The organism is Rhizobium sp. 42MFCr.1, assembly GCF_000377185.1.
GTDB lineage: Bacteria > Pseudomonadota > Alphaproteobacteria > Rhizobiales > Rhizobiaceae > Rhizobium > Rhizobium altiplani.
The window spans coordinates 67,957-86,306 of the sequence record NZ_KB897820.1 but is presented as its reverse complement, the minus strand read 5'-3'; the positions used below and the strand labels follow the sequence as shown (position 1 = coordinate 86,306).

17 protein-coding genes are annotated in these 18,350 nt (G+C 60.9%); 4 read left to right on the top strand and 13 right to left on the bottom strand.

Translation table 11 applies throughout. The features are described 5' to 3' along the window. The first annotated feature begins 236 nt into the window (after nt 1-236). The gene (locus C934_RS0104360; RefSeq protein ID WP_018855478.1) at nt 237-1,433 is read left to right on the top strand and encodes an ROK family transcriptional regulator; all 1,197 of its coding nucleotides are present in this window, start codon (nt 237-239) and stop codon (nt 1,431-1,433) included. A 5-nt stretch (nt 1,434-1,438) separates the two neighbouring features. On the opposite strand, the gene C934_RS0104355 is transcribed toward C934_RS0104360, so the two are convergent. The 4 genes from C934_RS0104355 to hmgA all read right to left on the bottom strand — a co-directional run bounded on the left by C934_RS0104355 (nt 1,439) and on the right by hmgA (nt 6,694). Continuing rightward, nucleotides 1,439-3,460, bottom strand: a complete 2,022-nt coding sequence (locus C934_RS0104355; RefSeq protein ID WP_018855477.1) for a family 20 glycosylhydrolase — start codon at nt 3,458-3,460, stop codon at nt 1,439-1,441. Between the two features lie 194 nt (nt 3,461-3,654). Next, nucleotides 3,655-4,293: a maleylacetoacetate isomerase gene (maiA, locus tag C934_RS0104350; protein WP_018855476.1), complete on the bottom strand. Its 639-nt coding sequence runs from the start codon at nt 4,291-4,293 to the stop codon at nt 3,655-3,657. Beyond that, the gene (locus C934_RS0104345) at nt 4,290-5,315 is read right to left on the bottom strand and encodes a fumarylacetoacetate hydrolase family protein (protein WP_018855475.1); all 1,026 of its coding nucleotides are present in this window, start codon (nt 5,313-5,315) and stop codon (nt 4,290-4,292) included. Before C934_RS0104345 ends, maiA begins: the two co-directional genes overlap by 4 nt. Nucleotides 5,316-5,335: 20 nt before the next feature. Next, the gene (gene hmgA, locus C934_RS0104340) at nt 5,336-6,694 is read right to left on the bottom strand and encodes a homogentisate 1,2-dioxygenase (protein WP_018855474.1); all 1,359 of its coding nucleotides are present in this window, start codon (nt 6,692-6,694) and stop codon (nt 5,336-5,338) included. A gap of 68 nt (nt 6,695-6,762) precedes the next feature. Here hmgA and C934_RS0104335 point away from each other — a divergent pair, with 68 nt between their 5' ends. Further along, a complete protein-coding gene (locus C934_RS0104335) occupies nt 6,763-7,215 on the top strand; it encodes a MarR family winged helix-turn-helix transcriptional regulator (RefSeq protein ID WP_018855473.1) in 453 nt (150 codons plus the stop codon). 2 nt (nt 7,216-7,217) lie between these two features. On the opposite strand, the gene C934_RS0104330 is transcribed toward C934_RS0104335, so the two are convergent. Continuing rightward, nucleotides 7,218-7,691 (bottom strand): Lrp/AsnC family transcriptional regulator, encoded by a 474-nt coding sequence (locus tag C934_RS0104330; protein ID WP_018855472.1) that lies wholly within the window; start codon nt 7,689-7,691, stop codon nt 7,218-7,220. A gap of 127 nt (nt 7,692-7,818) precedes the next feature. Here C934_RS0104330 and hppD point away from each other — a divergent pair, with 127 nt between their 5' ends. Beyond that, a complete protein-coding gene (hppD, locus tag C934_RS0104325; protein ID WP_018855471.1) occupies nt 7,819-8,928 on the top strand; it encodes a 4-hydroxyphenylpyruvate dioxygenase in 1,110 nt (369 codons plus the stop codon). 17 nt (nt 8,929-8,945) lie between these two features. Here hppD and C934_RS0104320 read toward each other — a convergent pair whose 3' ends face one another. The 8 genes from C934_RS0104320 to C934_RS0104285 form a co-directional block, all read right to left on the bottom strand. Continuing rightward, nucleotides 8,946-9,863, bottom strand: coding sequence for a DMT family transporter (locus tag C934_RS0104320; RefSeq protein ID WP_026371545.1), 918 nt, complete (start codon nt 9,861-9,863; stop codon nt 8,946-8,948). Between the two features lie 85 nt (nt 9,864-9,948). Further along, nucleotides 9,949-10,833: a 3-hydroxyisobutyrate dehydrogenase gene (mmsB, locus tag C934_RS0104315; RefSeq protein ID WP_018855469.1), complete on the bottom strand. Its 885-nt coding sequence runs from the start codon at nt 10,831-10,833 to the stop codon at nt 9,949-9,951. A 9-nt stretch (nt 10,834-10,842) separates the two neighbouring features. Further along, the gene (locus tag C934_RS0104310) at nt 10,843-12,438 is read right to left on the bottom strand and encodes a GMC family oxidoreductase (RefSeq protein WP_018855468.1); all 1,596 of its coding nucleotides are present in this window, start codon (nt 12,436-12,438) and stop codon (nt 10,843-10,845) included. Nucleotides 12,439-12,457: 19 nt separating this feature from the next. Further along, nucleotides 12,458-13,447 carry a branched-chain amino acid ABC transporter permease gene (locus C934_RS0104305; RefSeq protein WP_018855467.1) on the bottom strand — a complete coding sequence of 330 codons (990 nt, stop codon included), beginning with the start codon at nt 13,445-13,447 and terminating at the stop codon, nt 12,458-12,460. Between the two features lie 2 nt (nt 13,448-13,449). Beyond that, entirely contained in the window at nt 13,450-14,337 is an 888-nt protein-coding gene (locus tag C934_RS0104300) for a branched-chain amino acid ABC transporter permease (RefSeq protein ID WP_018855466.1), read from the bottom strand. Nucleotides 14,338-14,342: 5 nt separating this feature from the next. Further along, nucleotides 14,343-15,044, bottom strand: a complete 702-nt coding sequence (locus C934_RS0104295) for an ABC transporter ATP-binding protein (protein ID WP_018855465.1) — start codon at nt 15,042-15,044, stop codon at nt 14,343-14,345. Then, nucleotides 15,044-15,826 carry an ABC transporter ATP-binding protein gene (locus C934_RS0104290; protein WP_018855464.1) on the bottom strand — a complete coding sequence of 261 codons (783 nt, stop codon included), beginning with the start codon at nt 15,824-15,826 and terminating at the stop codon, nt 15,044-15,046. Before C934_RS0104290 ends, C934_RS0104295 begins: the two co-directional genes overlap by 1 nt. Nucleotides 15,827-15,829: 3 nt before the next feature. After that, nucleotides 15,830-17,035 (bottom strand): ABC transporter substrate-binding protein, encoded by a 1,206-nt coding sequence (locus tag C934_RS0104285; RefSeq protein WP_018855463.1) that lies wholly within the window; start codon nt 17,033-17,035, stop codon nt 15,830-15,832. A 321-nt stretch (nt 17,036-17,356) separates the two neighbouring features. Between C934_RS0104285 and C934_RS0104280 the strand changes: the two genes are divergently transcribed. Beyond that, nucleotides 17,357-18,277: a LysR family transcriptional regulator gene (locus C934_RS0104280; protein ID WP_026371544.1), complete on the top strand. Its 921-nt coding sequence runs from the start codon at nt 17,357-17,359 to the stop codon at nt 18,275-18,277. Nucleotides 18,278-18,350: the final 73 nt, after the last annotated feature.

Below are 18,350 nucleotides of genomic sequence, written 5' to 3'. Positions count from 1 at the left end.
GTTACATAAGTGCCATGTGCTCCCGATGCTGTCAACCCGGCCCGTTGCTGGCGACCAGAAAACGGCGCAGGCGCCAGCGCCCGCAAAGTTCCTGAAGCTCGCTCTTGCTCGTTGCAACGCCTGCGCACAATCACGCGGAGGGTCCGACCGCCGGGGTGCAATCTGCTGGATATAAATGACGGAACCGCTTATGCGGTAAGCAAGGTGATTGTTTCGAACGCTCGCAAGTCAGGCCAATGAAGGCAATTTCAGGCACCAATCTCGAACAGGCAAAATCGCACAACCGACGCGTCGTGATCGAAGCGGTCCGGACGAATGGACCGTTGTCGCGGGCGGCCCTCTCCCGGTTGACGGCGCTCAGCACGCAGACGGTATCGAACATTGTCGAAGAACTCGAACGGTCCGAGTTGCTGAAGGCCGAAGCCCCGAAAAAGGCGGCGCGTGGACAGCCGATCACGCCCTACTCGATCAATCCGGACGGTGCCTACTCCATTGGCCTGGAGCTTGAGCGGGATCGTGCGGTTGGCGTGCTGACCGATCTTTCGGGACGTGTCCGTGCCAGGATCGACAAGCCCGTCGACAGGCCGACGCCGACCGAGGCGATGCCGATCCTCGGCGGTATCGCTGACGAACTGCAACGGGACTTTCGCCTCGATCGCGCCCGCCTGCTGGGTGTCGGCATCGCAATGCCGGGGCGGTATGCGGCCGAAGGTGTGACATCGCTGAGCCCAGTGACGCTTCCCGGCTGGCAGGGTTTCCCCGTGGCCCCGGAACTTGCCCGACATGTTGGCGTCCCGGTTCTCGTCGAGAACGACGCCACCTGTGCTGCGATCGGCGAGCGGCTCCACGGCGTCGCTCGGGGCTTGAGCAGCTTTGTCTATCTGTTTCTCGGCGGGGGTATAGGGGCCGGCATGTTTCTCGACGGCCATCTCTACAAGGGAAGCCGCAACAATGCTGGCGAAATCGGCCATATGATCGTGGTGCCGGATGGGCTGGCCTGCGTGTGTGGCAAGCGTGGTTGCCTCGACCGCTATGTCTCGCTCGGCGCAGTCTACGAATATCTCGACATTGGCGACCCCAGACAGCACGACCCTGAAACTCTTGCCGCCTTGATCGCGCAAGGGGACAGTCGGATTGATGCCTGGGCCGAGGCTGCCGCGAAGCCCATGCGTCAGACAATGGATGTTCTGGAATTGGCCTTCGACCCGCAAACGATCGTGCTTGGCGGTTCGATGCCCCCGTCACTGCTGCAGCGCCTCGCTCGTCAGCTGGATCCGCTGCATAGCCCGGTCAATCCCGGGGAGGAACGAAACCTGCCGCGCATCATGATCGGTGCGACCGGCAGGGACACGGCGCTTCTGGGCGCCGCGGCACTGCCGATCTTCTCGGAAACGAACCCGCAGTTCGGTGTCCTTCAAAAACCTCTGGGCTGACAACCTCACGGATAGGCGTACAGGACCGGCATCAATCCCGCGACTGCCTTGAAGCGCTCCCAGGACTTGTCCGCGGGCTTCGTCCAGGCGCTCTCGGCAAGTGCCGAGATCCTTGGAAACACCAAACGGTCAAAGACCGCGCGATCGGTCATCGGCTCCGACCAGATGCAGGCCTGGATGCCACGCAGCTTCTTTTTCTGCTCGTCGCTCCAGCCTTCGACCGGGTCGAAATTGTAGAGCTTCTCGGGCTCCGACCACCCGGCCCAGCTGGCGCCCGGCTCGTCCCAATCGGGGCTGTTTGCCATGTCGAGATAGTAGACCTGCCCAGGGCAGACGACCATTTCGTAGCCCTGACCGGCCAGCGCCGCCGAAACTTCGACACTGCGCCAGCCGCAGAGATAGCTCTTTGCCTTGTCGATGACATTGCCATGCGCTGCCTCTTCCCACCCGCCGGTGATGCAGCCCTGCTCGGCGAGGAACTTCTGGATCCGGGCGAGGAAAATCGACTGAAGAACCGCGGCTCCCGATCCGTCTATGTCGTCGGCGCCGTGAGTATTGGTGATGACGTTGAGCCGCTTGGCATGTGCTTTAGCCACTGCATCTCCGCCAATCTCGCGCAGACGCGCCAAGGCCTCCGGCGAACCCGACCAGGCGCCGAGGGGCACTTCATCGGCGCCGATATGGATCGTCTTGAAGGGAAAGAGCTCGATCAATTCGCGGAAGATCGTCTCCAGAACTTCGTAGGTCTTCTCGCGTGCCGGGTTCAGGCAGTTATCGGGGAAGCCCTGAACCGAATGGTAGCTCCCGGCTTCTTGCGGGTCGCGAAGTTCCGGGATTGCCTGTTGCATGGCATAGCAATGTCCAGGGACATCGATCTCCGGCACGACCTCGATGCCGAGCTCCTTGGCGTGCGCGACAATCTCGCGTACCGCCGCCTTGGTGTAGTAACCGCCGGTGCGGGCCGCGCCAGAGCCGAGAAGCGGCGGAATGGGAAGGCCATGTCCCCGCCAGGCGCCGACTTCGGTCAGGGCAGGATAGGCGTCGATCTCGATCCGCCACGCCTCGTCGTCCGAGAGGTGCCAATGGAAGCGGTTGACCTTGTTCCAGGCGAGAATGCTGAGCAGCTTCTTGATTTCAGCCTTGCCGTAGAACTGACGGGCAACATCGAGATGAAGGCCGCGCCATCCCATGGATGGTTCGTCGCGGATCTCGCCTTCGACCGGAAAACGGAAGGCGTGCGGATAAAGGTGCGCACCACGCCAGACCTGGCCAAGCGTGATCAGGCCATAGAGCAGGCCGGTCTGTGTGCCGGATGAAATGTGTACGATCTCGCTCGAGAAGGACACGCGATAGGCTTCTGGCGCCAGGCCCTCGACGACGTCAAGCATCACGGGCATTCCGCCTTCCGAGGCAGGACGAACGATCCCTTCGACCGCAAAGAGCTGTTCGACGAGGCCGGTAAAGGCAGCTGCCGCCGCAATGGCCGGGGGATTGCCGGCGTTGAGCGCAAAGCCGGTAGGAACCGAGCGCTTGCCGGATACCGACACCACGTCAGGCCACGGGACGATCGCGACAGGCACAGGTGGACTGACCGGCACGGGATAGATTTCTGCGCCACGCTTCAATGGGGCATTGTTGGCAAGCGAGCGGGTCGGCTCGACAGAAAGTGCAAGCGTGCCGCCGTCGGCGAACGCCACATAGGCGCCGGTTGCCCCATCCGTCCAATGCTGGAACGGCCAGCTGAGAGCGGAGATGGTCAGCGTCCAGGTCTTGCCCGCCTCAAGCTCGAAATTCTCGGGCGGAAGAAATTCGGTGAAATTTGATAGCCGGCGGCCGATCCTGCCACCCTCGATGTGAACAGCCGGATCCACCCGTCCCGGACCGCTGATGCAGAGGGTGAAGTTGGCAAGGGAATTCGATGAAAGGTTCTTGAGGTTGAGCGTGTAGGCCTGGTCTCGTTCTTCCGAAGCGGGCAGCCATGAGGTTTCGAGCCGCAGGGCGGGTTGGCGCTGTATCGACATCATCATCTCTTGATAGGGTTAGGGACTGTGTTGTTCCGATTTGATCAATCAATTTGATTTAATCAGCTTGCGTTGGCGATCGTCAATCGGAAGAAGGAATTATTGCAGGTCCCGGCAACGGCCTGTGCCGGGCGCCACGAAGGGATCGTCACCCGCTGCAAGTGGTGAAATACAACCTGCGGTGTGTATTGTGATATCGGTTAGATCGGCTTTGCCGCGTCCGGATGGGCAGCCTTGAACGCCGGCAGTGCGTTGCACGCGTCGACAATGCGTGCGACGAGAGGAAACGCCGACATTTCGATACCCCAGCGAGCGGCGTTGTAGACCTGCGGCACCAGGCAGAAATCGGCCATCGTCAGTGTGTCTCCAAATGTGTAGCGACCGGTCGTCGGCTCATCGAGCATCTGTTCCACCGCGTGCAGTCCGCTGCCGATGAACTTGGTCATCCACTCGGCTCGGGCGCCCTCCTCTCCAATCAGGTGAGCGACGTGCGAGACGACATTAAGGTTGCAGATCGGATGAATATCCATCGCAACGGCATAAGACAGTGCCCTCACCCGCTGCCGCCCCACCGCGGTGTCGGGCAGGAACCCGCTTTCGGGATAGGTCTCGGCAAGGTATTCGATGATGGCCAGGGATTGGGTGAGCGTGCGTCCGCCGATGCGCAAGGTGGGGACCAGACCCTGGGGATTGATTTTCAGGTAGTCAGGATCCTTGTGCGCCAAGGCAAGCAGGTCGATCGGGACGGTCTCGAAGGCAAGCCCCAGCACATGAAGCGCGATGCGGACCCGGTAGCTGGCCGAGGAGCGCCAGTAGTCGTAAAGCACGATCCCGGTCATTGCCGCTCGTCCCCGGCGTAGCGTCGTACGGTCTGCTCGATCGCGCCGAAAATCGATGCACCGTGCTTGTCCTTCATCTCGATGCGAACCCTGTCGCCGAAGTGCAGGTAAGGCGTTTTGGGGCCTCCGTGCTCAATGGTCTCGATCATTCTGATCTCGGCGATGCAGGAATAGCCGTCTCCGCCTTCAACGATCGGCTTGCCGGGGCCGCCGTCACGCTTGTTGGAAACCGTGCCTGAACCGATGATCGAGCCTGCCGCCAGCGCGCGTGTTTTCGCCGCGTGCGAAACGAGCTGTCCGAAGTCGAACGTCATGTCTCTGCCGGCGTTGGCGCGGCCAAACGGAATGCCGTTCAAGCTGACGAGCAATGGAAGATGGACCCTGCCGTCCTTCCAGGCGTCGCCGAGTTCGTCCACTGTTACGGCGACGGGCGAGAAAGACGACGAGGGTTTCGACTGGAAGAAGCCGAATCCCTTGGCGAGCTCATCGGGAATGAGACCCCGCAGCGACACGTCGTTCACGAGCATCACGAGCCGGATTGCTTCATGTGCCTGCCGAGACGTTGCGCCCATCGCAACGTCATCGACGATAACGGCAACCTCGCCTTCCATATCGATGCCGAAGCGTTCATCGGCGGCAAGGATCGGGTCGCAAGGGGCGAGAAAGTTGTCGGAGCCGCCCTGGTACATCAGGGGATCGGTCCAGAATGTCGTCGGCATGGCGGCATTCCGGGCCCTTCGCACCAGCTCGACATGGTTGACGTAGGCCGATCCGTCCGCCCACTGGTAGGCGCGTGGCAGTGGGGAATGCACATGGCGCGGATCAAAGGGCTCGGATGGCACTGAGCCGGCTTCGAGGCTTTCGGCGAGGTGGCTAAGTTTTGGCGCGGTTGCCGGCCAGTCGTCCAGCGCTGCCTGCAGGGTGCGGGCGACCTCGCCCGCATCGGCAAACTGCGTCAGGTCACGGGTGACAACGATCAGCCGGCCGTCGCGCGAACCGTCTTTGAGCGTGGCAAGTTTCATGTGATCCTCCGCGTTCGAGACTACTTGATGCCAGGCGTCCCATCGAAACGGCGCTCCAGACCGTCCCAGCAATCAATATAGTCATCCTGCAGCGTCTCCAGTTCTGCAGCGTATCTTGTCAGCTGCTGCGGGAAGCGCGTCTCGAACATGAACGCCATCGTGTGATCGAGCTTGACCGGTTTCAGCTCGGAGTTGGACGCTTTTTCAAAGCCGGAGGCATCCGGCCCATGGGGCAGCATCATGTTGTGCAGACTCATCCCGCCTGGGACGAAGCCCTTTTCCTTGGCGTCGTATTGTCCATGGATCAGCCCCATGAACTCGCTCATGATGTTGCGGTGATACCACGGCGGTCGGAACGTGTGCTCGGCAACGAGCCAGCGGGGCGGAAAGATCACGAAGTCGACATTTGCCGTCCCTTCTTCGCCACTCGGCGCTGTCAGGACCGTGAAAATCGACGGGTCCGGGTGATCGAAGAGAATGGCCCCGACCGGGGAGAAAGTCCTTAGGTCATATTTGAACGGGATGTAGTTTCCGTGCCAGGCGACGACGTCGAGCGGCGAGTGATCGATCTCGGTCACATAGAACTTGCCGCACCATTTCACATGCACGCGGCACGCTGTCTCCTTGTCCTCGAAGGCGGCGACCGGCGTCTTGAAGTCGCGGGCGTTCGCCAGGCAGTTGGCGCCGATCGGTCCACGATCCGGCATGGTGAACTTCGCTCCGTAGTTTTCGCAGATGTAGCCGCGCCACTCGGGCCCGTCGCCGAGACGTGAAACCTTGAACATCATCCCACGGGGGATGAGGCAGATTTCCGCCGGTGCGAGCTCCATGACACCCATCTCGGTGAAGACGCTGATGGCGCCAAGTTGCGGAACAATGAGCAGTTCCCCGTCGGCATTGAAGAAATACTCATCCACCATGTCCGCATTGAAGGCATAGGCATGCGCGGCCATCCCGACCTGGGTCATGACGTCGCCGGCTGCCGTCATCGTTCGGATTCCGGCAAGAAAGTCGGCGCTTGCCATTGGAGCCGGGATCGGGTCCCAGCGCAATTGACCAAGTGGCAGGGAGTGATCGTCGAGACATGGCGCCGATTTCCAGAAGGGGTAGCTCGCATTGGCGAAGCGGCGCGTGTGGCGAACGCTCGGCCTGATGCGATAGAGCCAGGAACGCTCGTTCGTTCCTCTCGGAGCCGTGAATGGCGAGCCGGACAGCTGCTCGGCATAAAGGCCATAGCTGCATTTTTGCGGACTGTTCTGGCCCTGTGGCAATGCCCCTGGCAGCGCCTCCGTCTCGAAGTCGTTGCCGAACCCCGGCATGTAGGCCAGCTTGCTGGTCCCCGCCCGCGCACGGGAACCTGGTGCTTCGGTGGTGTCCATGCTTGCGTCTCCTCCATCGATATAGTTACAAACGTAACCGTCGATTTTGTAACTATCAAGGAGCAGCCATGGAGAGTGGATTCGAGCTCGACGGCTTCATTCCCTACCGGCTCAATCGGGCGTCGGAACTCATCAGCCTGTCATTCGCGCGGCAGTACAAGCAGGAGTTCGATCTGACCCGGCCCGAATGGCGCACGCTTGCAGCACTCGGCAGTGTCGGCGTGATGACGGCAAAGGACATCGGCGCTCATTCACACATGCACAAGACCAAGGTGAGCCGGGCCGTCCATGCGCTTGAGCAGCGCCATTGGCTGAAGAGAATTCCGAGCTATACAGACAGACGTTTCGAAGAGATCGAACTCACGGCGCTCGGGCGCGAATACTACCGCAGGATCACAGTCCTTGCGCACAAGTACCAGGAGACGGTGTGCCTGAAGCTTGGCGAAGAGGCGATCCGCCACCTCGACCTCGCGCTTTCGGCGATTGAGGCTTCCGCAGGACTGCGGCGCAAATCGAAATAAACCTATGAACCGGTGAGCGGGTAGCCTTCAAAGTGCTTCAACGTGTTGAGCACGATCGAGGTTTTCACGTGCTGGACAGATTCGTGCGGCAACAGAACGTCGTTGACGAACCGCGAAAGGCCCGACAGGCCGCGCGTCGCGACTTTCAGGTGATAGTCCATCTCGCCCGTCAGCGCATAGGCCTCCAGGACCTCTGGCAGGCCGTTGACCAATTGCTGAAAGCGGCGGGCATTGTCGCGATTATGGGTTGCCAGCGTGACCGAGATGACGACCAGCAGATTGAGCCCCAGCCTGTCCGGATCGAGATTTGCCTGATAGCCGCGAATGAAGCCCTCTGCCTCCAACCGCGTTCGCCGTCGCGAGCATTGGGAGGCCGAGAGGCTGATGCGTTCGGACAGTTCGATATTGGTCAACCGTCCGTCTCTTTGAAGTTCGGCGAGGATCTTCAGGTCGAAACCATCCAGCTGCTCAGGCATTGTACGATTGTCTCGTCCTATGCATATTCCGTGCGGATACTTGGTCATAAGCCACCACAATGCAAGCACATTGCACAAGGACAGGTCCATAATTTGCATCCAACTGGCTACTGCCTGAGGAGGAAAAATGGGCCCCTATCCGCACGACGCACCGCCGTCTCAGATCACCGTTGACAATCCTGCCGGCACGGACGGGTTCGAGTTTGTCGAATTCGCACATCCAGCGCCCGAGAAGCTGGCGGAACTGTTCGACCGTATGGGATATCGCGCCGTCGCCAGGCACAAGAGCAGGAACATCACGGTCTGGCGTCAGGGCGACATCAACTATATCGTCAATGCCGAGCCGGGCAGCCATGCCATGCGCTTCGTCGAGGATCATGGGCCCTGCGCGCCGTCGATGGCGTGGCGTGTCGTCGATGCCAAGCATGCCTTCGACCATGCCGTTGCCAGGGGCGCGACACCCTACGAGGGCAAGGACAAGACCCTCGACGTGCCAGCGATCGTCGGCATCGGCGGCTCGCTTCTCTACTTCGTGGAGCGCTACGGCGCAAAGGGCTCGGCTTATGATCTCGAGTTCGACTGGCTGGCCGAGCGTGATCCGCGGCCCAAGGGTGTCGGCTTCTTCTATCTCGACCACCTGACCCATAACGTCTATCGCGGCAACATGGACAAGTGGTGGGACTTCTATCGCGAACTCTTCAACTTCAAGCAGATCCACTTCTTCAATATTGACGGCCGGATCACGGGGTTGATGAGCCGTGCAATCACCTCTCCCTGTGGCAAGATCCGTATTCCTCTGAATGAATCGAAGGACGAGACCAGCCAGATCGAGGAGTATCTGAAGAAGTACAGAGGCGAAGGCATCCAGCACATTGCCGTCGGTACCGACGCCATCTACGAGGCGACCGACAAGCTTGCCGAAAACGGCCTGCGCTTCATGCCGGGTCCTCCGGAGACCTACTACGATATGTCACGCGAGCGCGTTCATGGACATGACGAGCCGATCGAAAGAATGGCCAGGCATGGCATCCTGATCGACGGCGAAGGCGTGCTCGACGGCGGCACGACGAAGATCCTCTTGCAGATCTTCTCGAAGACGGTGATTGGTCCGATCTTTTTCGAGTTTATCCAGCGCAAGGGCGACGAAGGTTTCGGCGAAGGCAACTTCCGGGCGCTTTTCGAATCGATCGAAGCCGACCAGATACGCCGCGGTGTCATCAAGCCCGCTGCCGCATAGCGGAAATGAACTGCGAATTAGTGGCCGTCGGGGGCAACAGCCTCCGGCGGCACTGTTTCCAGCAGGTTCTTGCGATGGAAGATGAACAGGCCGGCGACGACGATGATCGTGCCACCTGAGATCACATAGAGATCCGGAACGTCGCCGAAGAACAGATATCCGAGCGCAATCGCCCAGATCAGAAGGCTGTATTGCAGCGGCGCCAGCAGGGATGCCGGGGCGAGCTTCAGCGAACGTGTGATCAGAAGGTGCGCACAGGATGCAACGACGCCGAGGGCGAGCATGCCGGTGAGTTCGACCGGGGTTGTTGGCTGCCAGGCGCCGATGGAAAGCACCGCCCCGACGATGAGTGCGGCGACCATCTGCCAGGTAACAAGGGTCGTGTCACTGGTGCTGCGGAGGTATCGGTTGAGCACCAGGGCCATTGAAAAGGACAGGCTGCCGACAATGCCGAAAAGCGAGGGCAGCGAAAGCATCGCCGAGGACGGACGCAGCGCGATCACCACGCCGCAGAAGCCGACGAAGACCGCAAGCCAACGGCGCCAGCCAATCCGTTCGTTGAGGAAGAAATGCGAGAGCGCGGCGACATAGATCGGTCCGGCCATGTAGAAGGTCATGACGTCAGCGAGCGGCAGGTAGGCGACGGCAGCGTAAAACAGGCCGACATCGAGTGTTGCAAAGAGCACGCGAAGAAACTGCAGCCCCTTCTGCTCTACCCTGAACAGTTGGGCTGGGCCCTGCCTGGCAATCAGGGGTCCCAGGATGATGAAGCATCCAAACGAGCGGATCAGCAACACCTGGCCGACAGAGAAGCTCGTCACGAGCCACTTGCCCATCGCGTCATTGAGCGCGAAGAGAAAGTCCCCGAGAAGCATCAGAACAACGCCCAGTAGCACGAAGTTCTTGAGGCCGGTCTCGGTAGGCTGCGGTTGCATGTCGGAATTCCTGTTGCCGGTCGCCGCATCGCGGCAGCCGGCGGCGTCGCGCATATCAGCGGGAGTGTCAAGCCACGGCAGAGGGCTATTCGGTCTTGCCCCGCAGCATTTCGATGATTGCAGAGAAATCGCGCGCGCCATTCCCCTGCTTCTCAAAAAGCGCATAGAGCTGAGAAGCTTCGGCGCCGAGCGGCGTCGAGGCGCCGGTCGACAGTGCCGCCTCCTGCGACAGGCGCAGGTCCTTCAGCATCAGTGCGGCCGCAAAACCAGGCTTGTAGTCATTGTTCGCGGGCGATGTCGGAACCGGTCCCGGGACAGGGCAATAGGTGCTGATCGACCAGCATTGTCCCGATGAGGTCGAGGCGACGTCGAACAGCGCCTGATGCGAAAGACCGAGCTTTTCGCCAAGCGCGAAAGCTTCGCAGACGCCGATCATCGAGATGCCAAGGATCATGTTGTTGCAGATCTTCGCTGCCTGCCCTGCGCCCGCGTCCCCGCAATGGACGATTTTCCTACCCATGGCTTCCAGGACCGGCTTTGCCTTCGCAAACGCCTCGTCCGATCCGCCGGCCATGAAGGTCAGTGTACCTGCGCCGGCCCCGCCGGTGCCGCCGGACACAGGTGCATCGAGGGAAAGGCAACCGGCATTGCTTGCCATTACGTGCGCCTGGCGGGCGCTGTCGACGTCAATCGTGGAACTATCGATGACAAGCGTCCCGGCGGGGATGGAGCGAAGGATGTCAGTCCAGGCGCTGAGCACATGCTTGCCCTGCGGCAGCATCGTCACGACGATCTCGGCGTCCGAAACAGCCTGGCTGATATGGCCTGCCGCCTTCACGCCGTGCTCTTCCGCAGCCTGCAGGACGGGGGCGGCGAGGTCAAAACCGGTGACGTCATGGCCAGCCTTGACGAGGTTGGCGGCCATCGGCCCGCCCATGTTGCCAAGCCCGATAAATGCAATCCGTGCCATGCCGTTCTCCTATCTGTTGTCCGCCAGGATCATCGCAGCTGCCTTTTCGGCAATCATGATCGTCGGCGAATTGGTATTGCCCGACGTGATGGCCGGCATCACGGAGGCGTCTGCAATCCGGAGCTTCGCCAACGCCCGGAACCTGAGGCGAGGATCGACGACACTTTCGCGATCGGAACCCATCCGGCATGTTCCGACAGGGTGGAAAATCGTCGTGCCAATATCCCCGGCTGCCTGCGCCAGTTCCGCGTCCCTTTGGTAATTCGGGCCAGGCCTGAACTCCTCGGGCCGGAACCGCGCAAAGGACGGCTGCGCGACGATCTTCCGCGTCATGCGTATCGCGCGAATAGCTATGTCGCGATCTCGTTCGGTCGAGAGATAGTTCGGACTGATCGTCGGCTGGAGAGCAAAATCCGGGCTCGCCACATGGACCGAACCGCGACTTTCGGGTCTGAGGTTACAGACGCTCGCGGTGATGGCAGGGAATGGGTGAACTGGATCGCCGAACTTGTCGAGCGACACCGGCTGTACATGGTATTGAAGGTCCGGTGTCTCCTTGTCGGGGCCGGAGCGGGTGAAGATGCCAAGCTGGCTTGGCGCCATTGCCATCGGCCCGGAACGTCTGATCAGATATTCCAGGCCGATCTGAGCCTTGCCGATGAACCTTGTTGCCTTCTCGTTCAGCGTCGCAACGCCGGTGACCTTGTAGACCATACGAAGCTGCAGGTGGTCCTGAAGGTTCTCGCCGATGCCTTTTACCTCGGCAATGACCTCCACGCCCGCGCGTCTCAGCACCTCGCCTTGGCCCAGACCGGACAGCTCCAGGATGTGTGGCGAACCGATCGCGCCCGCCGCGAGGATCGTTTCCCGCCTCGCGTAGGCGCGCTTGGTAGCACCCGCATGCTGATAATCGACGCCCGTGACAGCGCCCTCCTCGATCAGCAGCCGGCGCGCCTGCGCCTTCGTCAGAACCGTCAGATTGCCTCGCCGCATGGCCGGACGCAGGAAGGCCTTGGTCGTATTCCAGCGAATGCCGGACCGCTGGTTGACGTCGAAGTAGCCTGATCCCTCGTTGTCGCCGGTGTTGAAGTCGGGCGTTTCCGGAATGCCGGCCTCCCTGGCGGCGGCCTGGAACGCATCGAGTACCGCCCAGCGAACGCGGGCTTTTTCCACCCGCCACTCGCCGCCTGTTCCATGCATCTCGGTCTCGCCGCGATAGTAGTCCTCCGATTTGCGGAAGAAGGGAAGCACGTCGTCCCAGCTCCAGCCCGAGCATCCCATCTGCCGCCAGAGATCATAGTCGCGTGCCTGGCCGCGCATGTAGATCATGCCGTTTATCGAGGATGAGCCGCCGAGCACCTTGCCGCGCGGATAATTGAGGGCGCGCCCGTTCAATCCCTGCTGCGGAACCGTCGTGAAGCACCAATCGGTGCGCGGGTTGTTGATGCAATAGAGATAGCCGACAGGAATATGGATCCAGTGGTAATTGTCGCTGCCACCGGCCTCCAGCAGCAGAACGCGCGTGTTGTGATCTTCGGACAGCCGGTTGGCGAGAACGCAGCCGGCGCTGCCGGCACCAATGATGATGTAGTCGAAGCGATCCATGCAAATGCCACCCCGCAGGTTAGCGGCGGTAGACGAAGCCGAGCTTCCGACCGAGACGCGACGCATAAAACTCGCCGATGATGCCGCGGCGGAAGATCAGCACGCATACCATGAACACGATGCCCGTGATGATCGTCACCGGGAATTCCGATGTTGCAAGGTAGTTTTCCAGCGTGACGACAAGGCCCGCGCCAAACAGCGGACCGATCAAGGTACCAATACCGCCAAGCAGGGTCATCAGGATCACCTCGCCCGACATCTGCCAGGCGACATCGGTCAAGGTCGCGAACTGGAAGACGAGGGATTTTACTGCCCCGGCCAGGCCCGCGAGTGCCGCCGACATCACGAAGGCGCCCAGCTTGTAGCGCGCGACGGAATAACCGAGCGATATCGCCCGCTGCTCGTTCTCGCGGATCGATTTCAGGATCATGCCGAACGGCGAATTGATGAAGCGCCAGATAATCAGGATGCCGACGACGAAGACGGCCAGCACGAAATAATACATGTTGGTCGAACTATTGAGATCGAGGACGCCGAACAGCTGACCGCGCGGCACGGACTGGATACCGTCCTCGCCATGCGTGAACGCCGCTTGCAGGCAGAAGAAGAAGAACATTTGCGAGAGGGCAAGCGTAATCATCGCGAAATAAATACCCTGACGGCGGATCGCGAAGAAACCCATGACGAGGCCGAGGATGGCCGCACCTGCGACGCCGACCAGGATGCCGAGTTCCGGCGAAAACCCCCATTCCTTCACGGCATGGGCGGTAAAATAGGCCGCCCCGCCGAAGAAGGTCGCATGACCGAACGACAGCAGGCCGGTATAGCCGAGCAGCAGGTTGAAGGCGCAGGCAAACAGCGCAAAGCACAAGAGCTTCATCAGGAAAATCGGGTAGAAGAAGAACGGCGCCAATAGCAGGAGCAGCAGGCCGATGATCAGGAATGCCGCCTGTACCGATAGCGCGGTGCGGCTTTTTTCCGGACGGATGGTTTCGGTGATCTCTGTCATCGTCAGGCATCCCGGCCGAAGAGGCCCGCGGGCCTGATGAGAAGAACAATTGCCATGATGACGAAGATCACGATGTTGGACGCCTCCGGATAGAAGACCTTGGTCAGGCCTTCCGCGATGCCGAGTACATAACCGGTGATGATCGCGCCCATGATCGAGCCCATGCCACCAACCACGACGACGGCGAACACGACGATGATCATGCTGGAGCCCATCAACGGCGACACCTGATAGATCGGCGCGGCCAGTACACCCGCAAAGGCTGCAAGACCGGCTCCAAGTGCGTAGGTCAATGTCAGGAGAACCGGCACGTTGACGCCGAATGCCTGGACGAGCGTTGCATTCTCGGTGGCGGCCCTGAGATATGCGCCGAGCTTTGTCTTCTCGATCAGGAGCCAGGTGCCGAGACAGACCACAAGCGACACGACGACCACCCAGCCGCGATAGATCGGCAGGAACATGAAGCCGAGATTGACGGCGCCGGTGAGCGCAGCGGGTTGCGCGTAGGGTTGGCCGGATGAGCCGTAGAGGTAACGGAAGGTGCCTTCGACCGTCAGGGCAAGACCGAATGTGAAGAGCAGCCCGTAGAGTGGGTCCAGATCATAGAGCCGACGGAGGAACAAGCGTTCGATCACCGCGCCGGCCAATCCGACGATCACGGGGGCAAGGATCAGCGATGGCCAGTAACCTATGCCGGCATAGGCAAGCAGAAGGTAGGCGGCGAAGGCGCCGAGCATGTATTGCGCGCCGTGCGCGAAATTGATGACGCGCAACAGGCCGAAAATGATGGCGAGCCCGAGGCTCAAGAGCGCATAGAAAGAGCCGTTGATCAGACCGATCAGCAACTGGCCCATGAACGCCTGCAGGGGAATGCCGAAGATCATTGTCATTCAGATCACACTCCCAGAACCTTGTGCAGCGTATCCATCCTCTGGGGCAACTCGCCCACCGGGAACTCCGAAACCATCTGCCCGTGATCCATAAGATAGAAGCGATCGGCGATCCGGCTAGCGAAACGGAAATTCTGCTCGACAAGCAGGATCGTCATGCCCCGCTCCTTCAATTGCCTCAGCACTTCGCCGATGCGCTGGACGATGACGGGCGCCAGCCCCTCCGTGGGTTCGTCGAGCAGGAGCATGCGAACACCGGTGCGCAAAATGCGGGCGATTGCCAGCATTTGCTGCTCACCGCCCGACAGCTTCGTGCCCGCACTGTTGCGGCGCTCGTAAAGGTTTGGAAACAGCTCGTAGATCTCCTCGACCGTCATGCCGCCCGAGGCAACGACTGGCGGCAGCAGCAGATTCTCGGACACCGTCAACGTCGAGAATATGCCGCGCTCCTCCGGCACGAAGCCGATACCGCGATGCGCCGTCTTGTGTAACGGCACCTGCATCATGTCCTTACCTGCGAATGTCAGCTTGCCTTTGCGGGTGCGGACGATGCCGGTGATGGTGCGCAGCGTCGTCGTCTTTCCAACGCCGTTGCGGCCAAGAATGGTAACCGTCTCACCCTCGCCGACACGCATGTCGACACCGTGCAGGATGTGGCTTTCGCCGTACCAGGCGTTGAGCCCCTGGACGTCCAGAAGTGTCGCCATCAGCCCTCCTCCGTGCCCATGTAGGCCTGGCGAACCCGCTCATCGGCGCTGACGGTCGCATAGTCGCCTTCGGCAAGGATTTCACCACGCTGCAGCACGGTCACATGCTGGCAGATGTTGGCGACGACGGACAGATTGTGCTCGACCATCAGGACGGCGCGGTCGCGCGCCACCTCGCGGATCAGAGCGGAGACGACGCCGACATCCTCGTGCCCCATGCCGGCCATCGGTTCGTCGAGTAGGAGCACTCTTGGATCAAGTGCCAGGGTCGTTGCGATCTCAAGGACACGCTTGCGGCCATAGGAAAGATCGGCGGCGATGGCGTCGCGCTCCTTGAAGAGGCCGACCTTTGCAAGCAGCTGTTCGGCGCGATCGTTCAATGCGTCGAGTGCTGATAGTGGGCGCCAGAATTGCGTTGACAGCTTGTTGGGCCGTTGCAGCGCTACCCGCACATTGTCGAGAACGCTGAGATGTGGAAACACGGCCGAGATCTGGAATGATCGCACCAACCCCATGCGCGCCACCTTGTCGGGTGCCGTTCTGGTGATATCCGTACCCATCAGCGTGATGGTGCCCGATGTCGGCTGCAGGAACTTCGTCAGCAGGTTGAATACCGTCGTCTTTCCCGCGCCGTTGGGGCCGATCAGGGCATGCACGCTCGCGTCATGGACGTCGAGATCCACATTCTTGACGGCAGTGAAGCCGCCGAAGTCACGACGCAGGCCGCGAGCGGAAAGGACCACCCGCGGCATAGCGTTCGATTGGGTCGCGGAAACCGCCATCGCCTAGTTCACCAGGGCGCAGCCGCTCTTGGCGGGATCGATATAGGCTTCCTTGCCCGGAATGGTCGCGAGAACGTTGAAGTAGTCCCACGGTTCCTTGCTGTCGGCCGGCTTCTTGACCTGCAGCAGGTACATGTCGTGGATCATGCGGCCATTCGGGCCGACGGTGCCACCGCGAGCGAAGACGTCGTCAACGGGCAGTTCGTGCAGCTGCTTGGCAACAGCCTCGGTGTCGTCGGTGCCGGCCTTGTCGATCGCCTTGAGATACTGGAGCACGGCCGAATAGGTACCGGCGTGGATCATGTTCGGCATCTTGCCGGTGCGGGCGAAGAACTTCTTGCCGAATTCGCGGCTCTTGTCGTCGAGGTTCCAGTAATAGCCTTCCGTCAGCGTCAGGCCTTGCGCTGCCTCGAGCCCCAGGCCGTGAACTTCGGCCAGCGTGAAGAGCAGTGCCGCCAGATGCTGGCCACCCTGAGTGATGCCGAACTCGGCAGCCTGCTTGATGGCGTTGGACGTATCAAGGCCGGCATTGGCGAGGCCGATCACCTTGGCGCCGGAGGATTGTGCCTGCAGCAGGAAGGACGAGAAATCCTGGTTCGACAGGGGATGGCGGACAGAACCAACGACCTTGCCGCCGGCGGACTTGACGAAATCGCTCGTCTGCTGCTCCAGGGAGTAGCCGAATGCGTAGTCGGCCGTCAGGAAGAACCAGCTGTCGCCGCCTTGCTTGACGAGCGCACCGCCGGTGCCGACGGCAAGCGCATGCGTGTCATAGGCCCAGTGGAAGCCGTAGGGCGAGCAGGCCTTCCCGGTGAGATCCGTGGTCGCGGCCCCGGTGACGATGTTGATCTTCTTCTTTTCCTTCGCGATCGCCTGAACCGCGAGCGCCACCGACGAGGTGGTCAATTCCATGATCGCGTCCACTTGCTCCGTGTCGTACCACTGGCGGGCAATGTTGGAGGCGATGTCAGGCTTGTTCTGGTGGTCGGCGTCGACGATCTCCACCGGCACGCCAAGCACCTTGCCGCCGAAATCCTCGACCGCCATCTTGGCCGCCTCGACGGAGGACTTGCCGCCGAAATCAGCGTAGACGCCGGACTGGTCGTTCAGGATGCCGATCTTCACCTTGCCGTCGGATGCACCATCGGCAAGCACGGCAGTGCTGCTTGCAAGCAGGAATGCCAGCGACGCAATGAGATTCTTTCGCATATGTCTCTCCTCCCAGAGATTGGCCAGAATGCGGATCTGTTCAAATTTGGCCAGCCGCCCTCCTCAAGGCCGCCAGCGCATGCCCCACGATCAAGGAATTGCACCAATCAGGCAAGGCCGCTTTACAACTAATTCCAAACAGTATCTGTTCGTTTTTGAACAGAACTATTGGTCTGTCGCGGTTCCCCAATGAATGCAGATCGTTAGGGCGCTTGCGTTGGAACCTAGGGCGGAAGACGTCGACGTGCAGGCTGGGGTGCATTAGACGAAAGACCAATATCGAACGGCTGGATGATGCAAGCGCCGATTTGGGGGATCCGAATGAACAATCCGCCGCAATTTACCTGGGATGACCTGCAGTTCTTTCTCGCGGTTGCCCGCACCGGACAGCTGTCGACTGCGGCGCGGCAATTGCGCAGCAGCCACGCCACCGTGTCGCGCCGCATCGACCGGCTGGAGTTTGCGCTCAAGGTCAAGCTCTTCGAACGCAACCCTCGCGGCTATGTGATGACGGCGATGGGCGCCCGCTTCGTCGAGACAGCCGAGAAGATGGAGCAGGAGACCGAGCGGTTGCGCGCCGACCTCACCGACGGCGCAACGGCCCAACGCGGCGTGGTACGCCTCAGTGCGCCCGAGGGCTTCTCCAATTTCTTCTTCGCGCGTGTGTTGCCGCAGTTCGTCGCAAGGCATCCGAATTTGTCGCTCGAACTTGTGACGATCCAGCAGATCATGTCGCTGTCGCGCAAGGAGGCCGATATCACCGTCGTTCTCGATGAGCCTAAGGGCGGACCGTATTTCTCCGACAAGCTCACCGACTACCACCTTCAGGTCTATGGCTCGCGGGACTATCTCTACCGAAGCGCGCCCATCACCTGCCGCGACGACCTCCTGGGGCACCCGTTCATCAGCTACATAGAGGAAATGATCTTCGCCCCTGGCCTCGACTATCTTGGCGACGTGCATCCGCGCATCAAGCCGCAGTTCCAGAGCTCGAGCATCTTTGCGCAGCTGACGGCGACCAGAAACGGTCTTGGGCTTTGCGTGCTTCCCTATTTCTTCGCAAGTCGCTACCCCGAACTCGAGCGGGTTCTGCCTGAAGAGGTCGATCTCAGGCGGCACTACTGGATCACCTGCCATCGCGATCTTCGCCAGTCGCCGCGGGTGCGTGCGGTCATCGATTTCCTGCGCGAGGCGGTGACCGGCGAGGATGTCAGGTTCATCCCGCCCTGGGTGAAGCGATAAGGCGCCACCGAGCAGTGTTCTTGGCGAGTTGACCCATTCGACGGCCGGGTCTATGCCCGAAGGATGTTGGTGC

Coding starts and splice junctions, on each gene's coding strand:
- C934_RS0104305 (WP_018855467.1), bottom strand. CDS start 13,447: ATGACAGAGATCACCGAAACCATCCGTCCGGAAAAAAGCCGCACCGCG.
- C934_RS0104290 (WP_018855464.1), bottom strand. CDS start 15,826: ATGGCGGTTTCCGCGACCCAATCGAACGCTATGCCGCGGGTGGTCCTT.
- C934_RS0104300 (WP_018855466.1), bottom strand. CDS start 14,337: ATGACAATGATCTTCGGCATTCCCCTGCAGGCGTTCATGGGCCAGTTG.
- C934_RS0104360 (WP_018855478.1), top strand. CDS start 237: ATGAAGGCAATTTCAGGCACCAATCTCGAACAGGCAAAATCGCACAAC.
- hppD (WP_018855471.1), top strand. CDS start 7,819: ATGGGCCCCTATCCGCACGACGCACCGCCGTCTCAGATCACCGTTGAC.
- mmsB (WP_018855469.1), bottom strand. CDS start 10,833: ATGGCACGGATTGCATTTATCGGGCTTGGCAACATGGGCGGGCCGATG.
- C934_RS0104285 (WP_018855463.1), bottom strand. CDS start 17,035: ATGCGAAAGAATCTCATTGCGTCGCTGGCATTCCTGCTTGCAAGCAGC.
- C934_RS0104335 (WP_018855473.1), top strand. CDS start 6,763: ATGGAGAGTGGATTCGAGCTCGACGGCTTCATTCCCTACCGGCTCAAT.
- C934_RS0104280 (WP_026371544.1), top strand. CDS start 17,357: ATGAACAATCCGCCGCAATTTACCTGGGATGACCTGCAGTTCTTTCTC.
- C934_RS0104345 (WP_018855475.1), bottom strand. CDS start 5,315: ATGAAACTTGCCACGCTCAAAGACGGTTCGCGCGACGGCCGGCTGATC.
- C934_RS0104330 (WP_018855472.1), bottom strand. CDS start 7,691: ATGCCTGAGCAGCTGGATGGTTTCGACCTGAAGATCCTCGCCGAACTT.
- C934_RS0104355 (WP_018855477.1), bottom strand. CDS start 3,460: ATGATGATGTCGATACAGCGCCAACCCGCCCTGCGGCTCGAAACCTCA.
- C934_RS0104295 (WP_018855465.1), bottom strand. CDS start 15,044: ATGGCGACACTTCTGGACGTCCAGGGGCTCAACGCCTGGTACGGCGAA.
- maiA (WP_018855476.1), bottom strand. CDS start 4,293: ATGACCGGGATCGTGCTTTACGACTACTGGCGCTCCTCGGCCAGCTAC.
- C934_RS0104320 (WP_026371545.1), bottom strand. CDS start 9,863: ATGCAACCGCAGCCTACCGAGACCGGCCTCAAGAACTTCGTGCTACTG.
- hmgA (WP_018855474.1), bottom strand. CDS start 6,694: ATGGACACCACCGAAGCACCAGGTTCCCGTGCGCGGGCGGGGACCAGC.
- C934_RS0104310 (WP_018855468.1), bottom strand. CDS start 12,438: ATGGATCGCTTCGACTACATCATCATTGGTGCCGGCAGCGCCGGCTGC.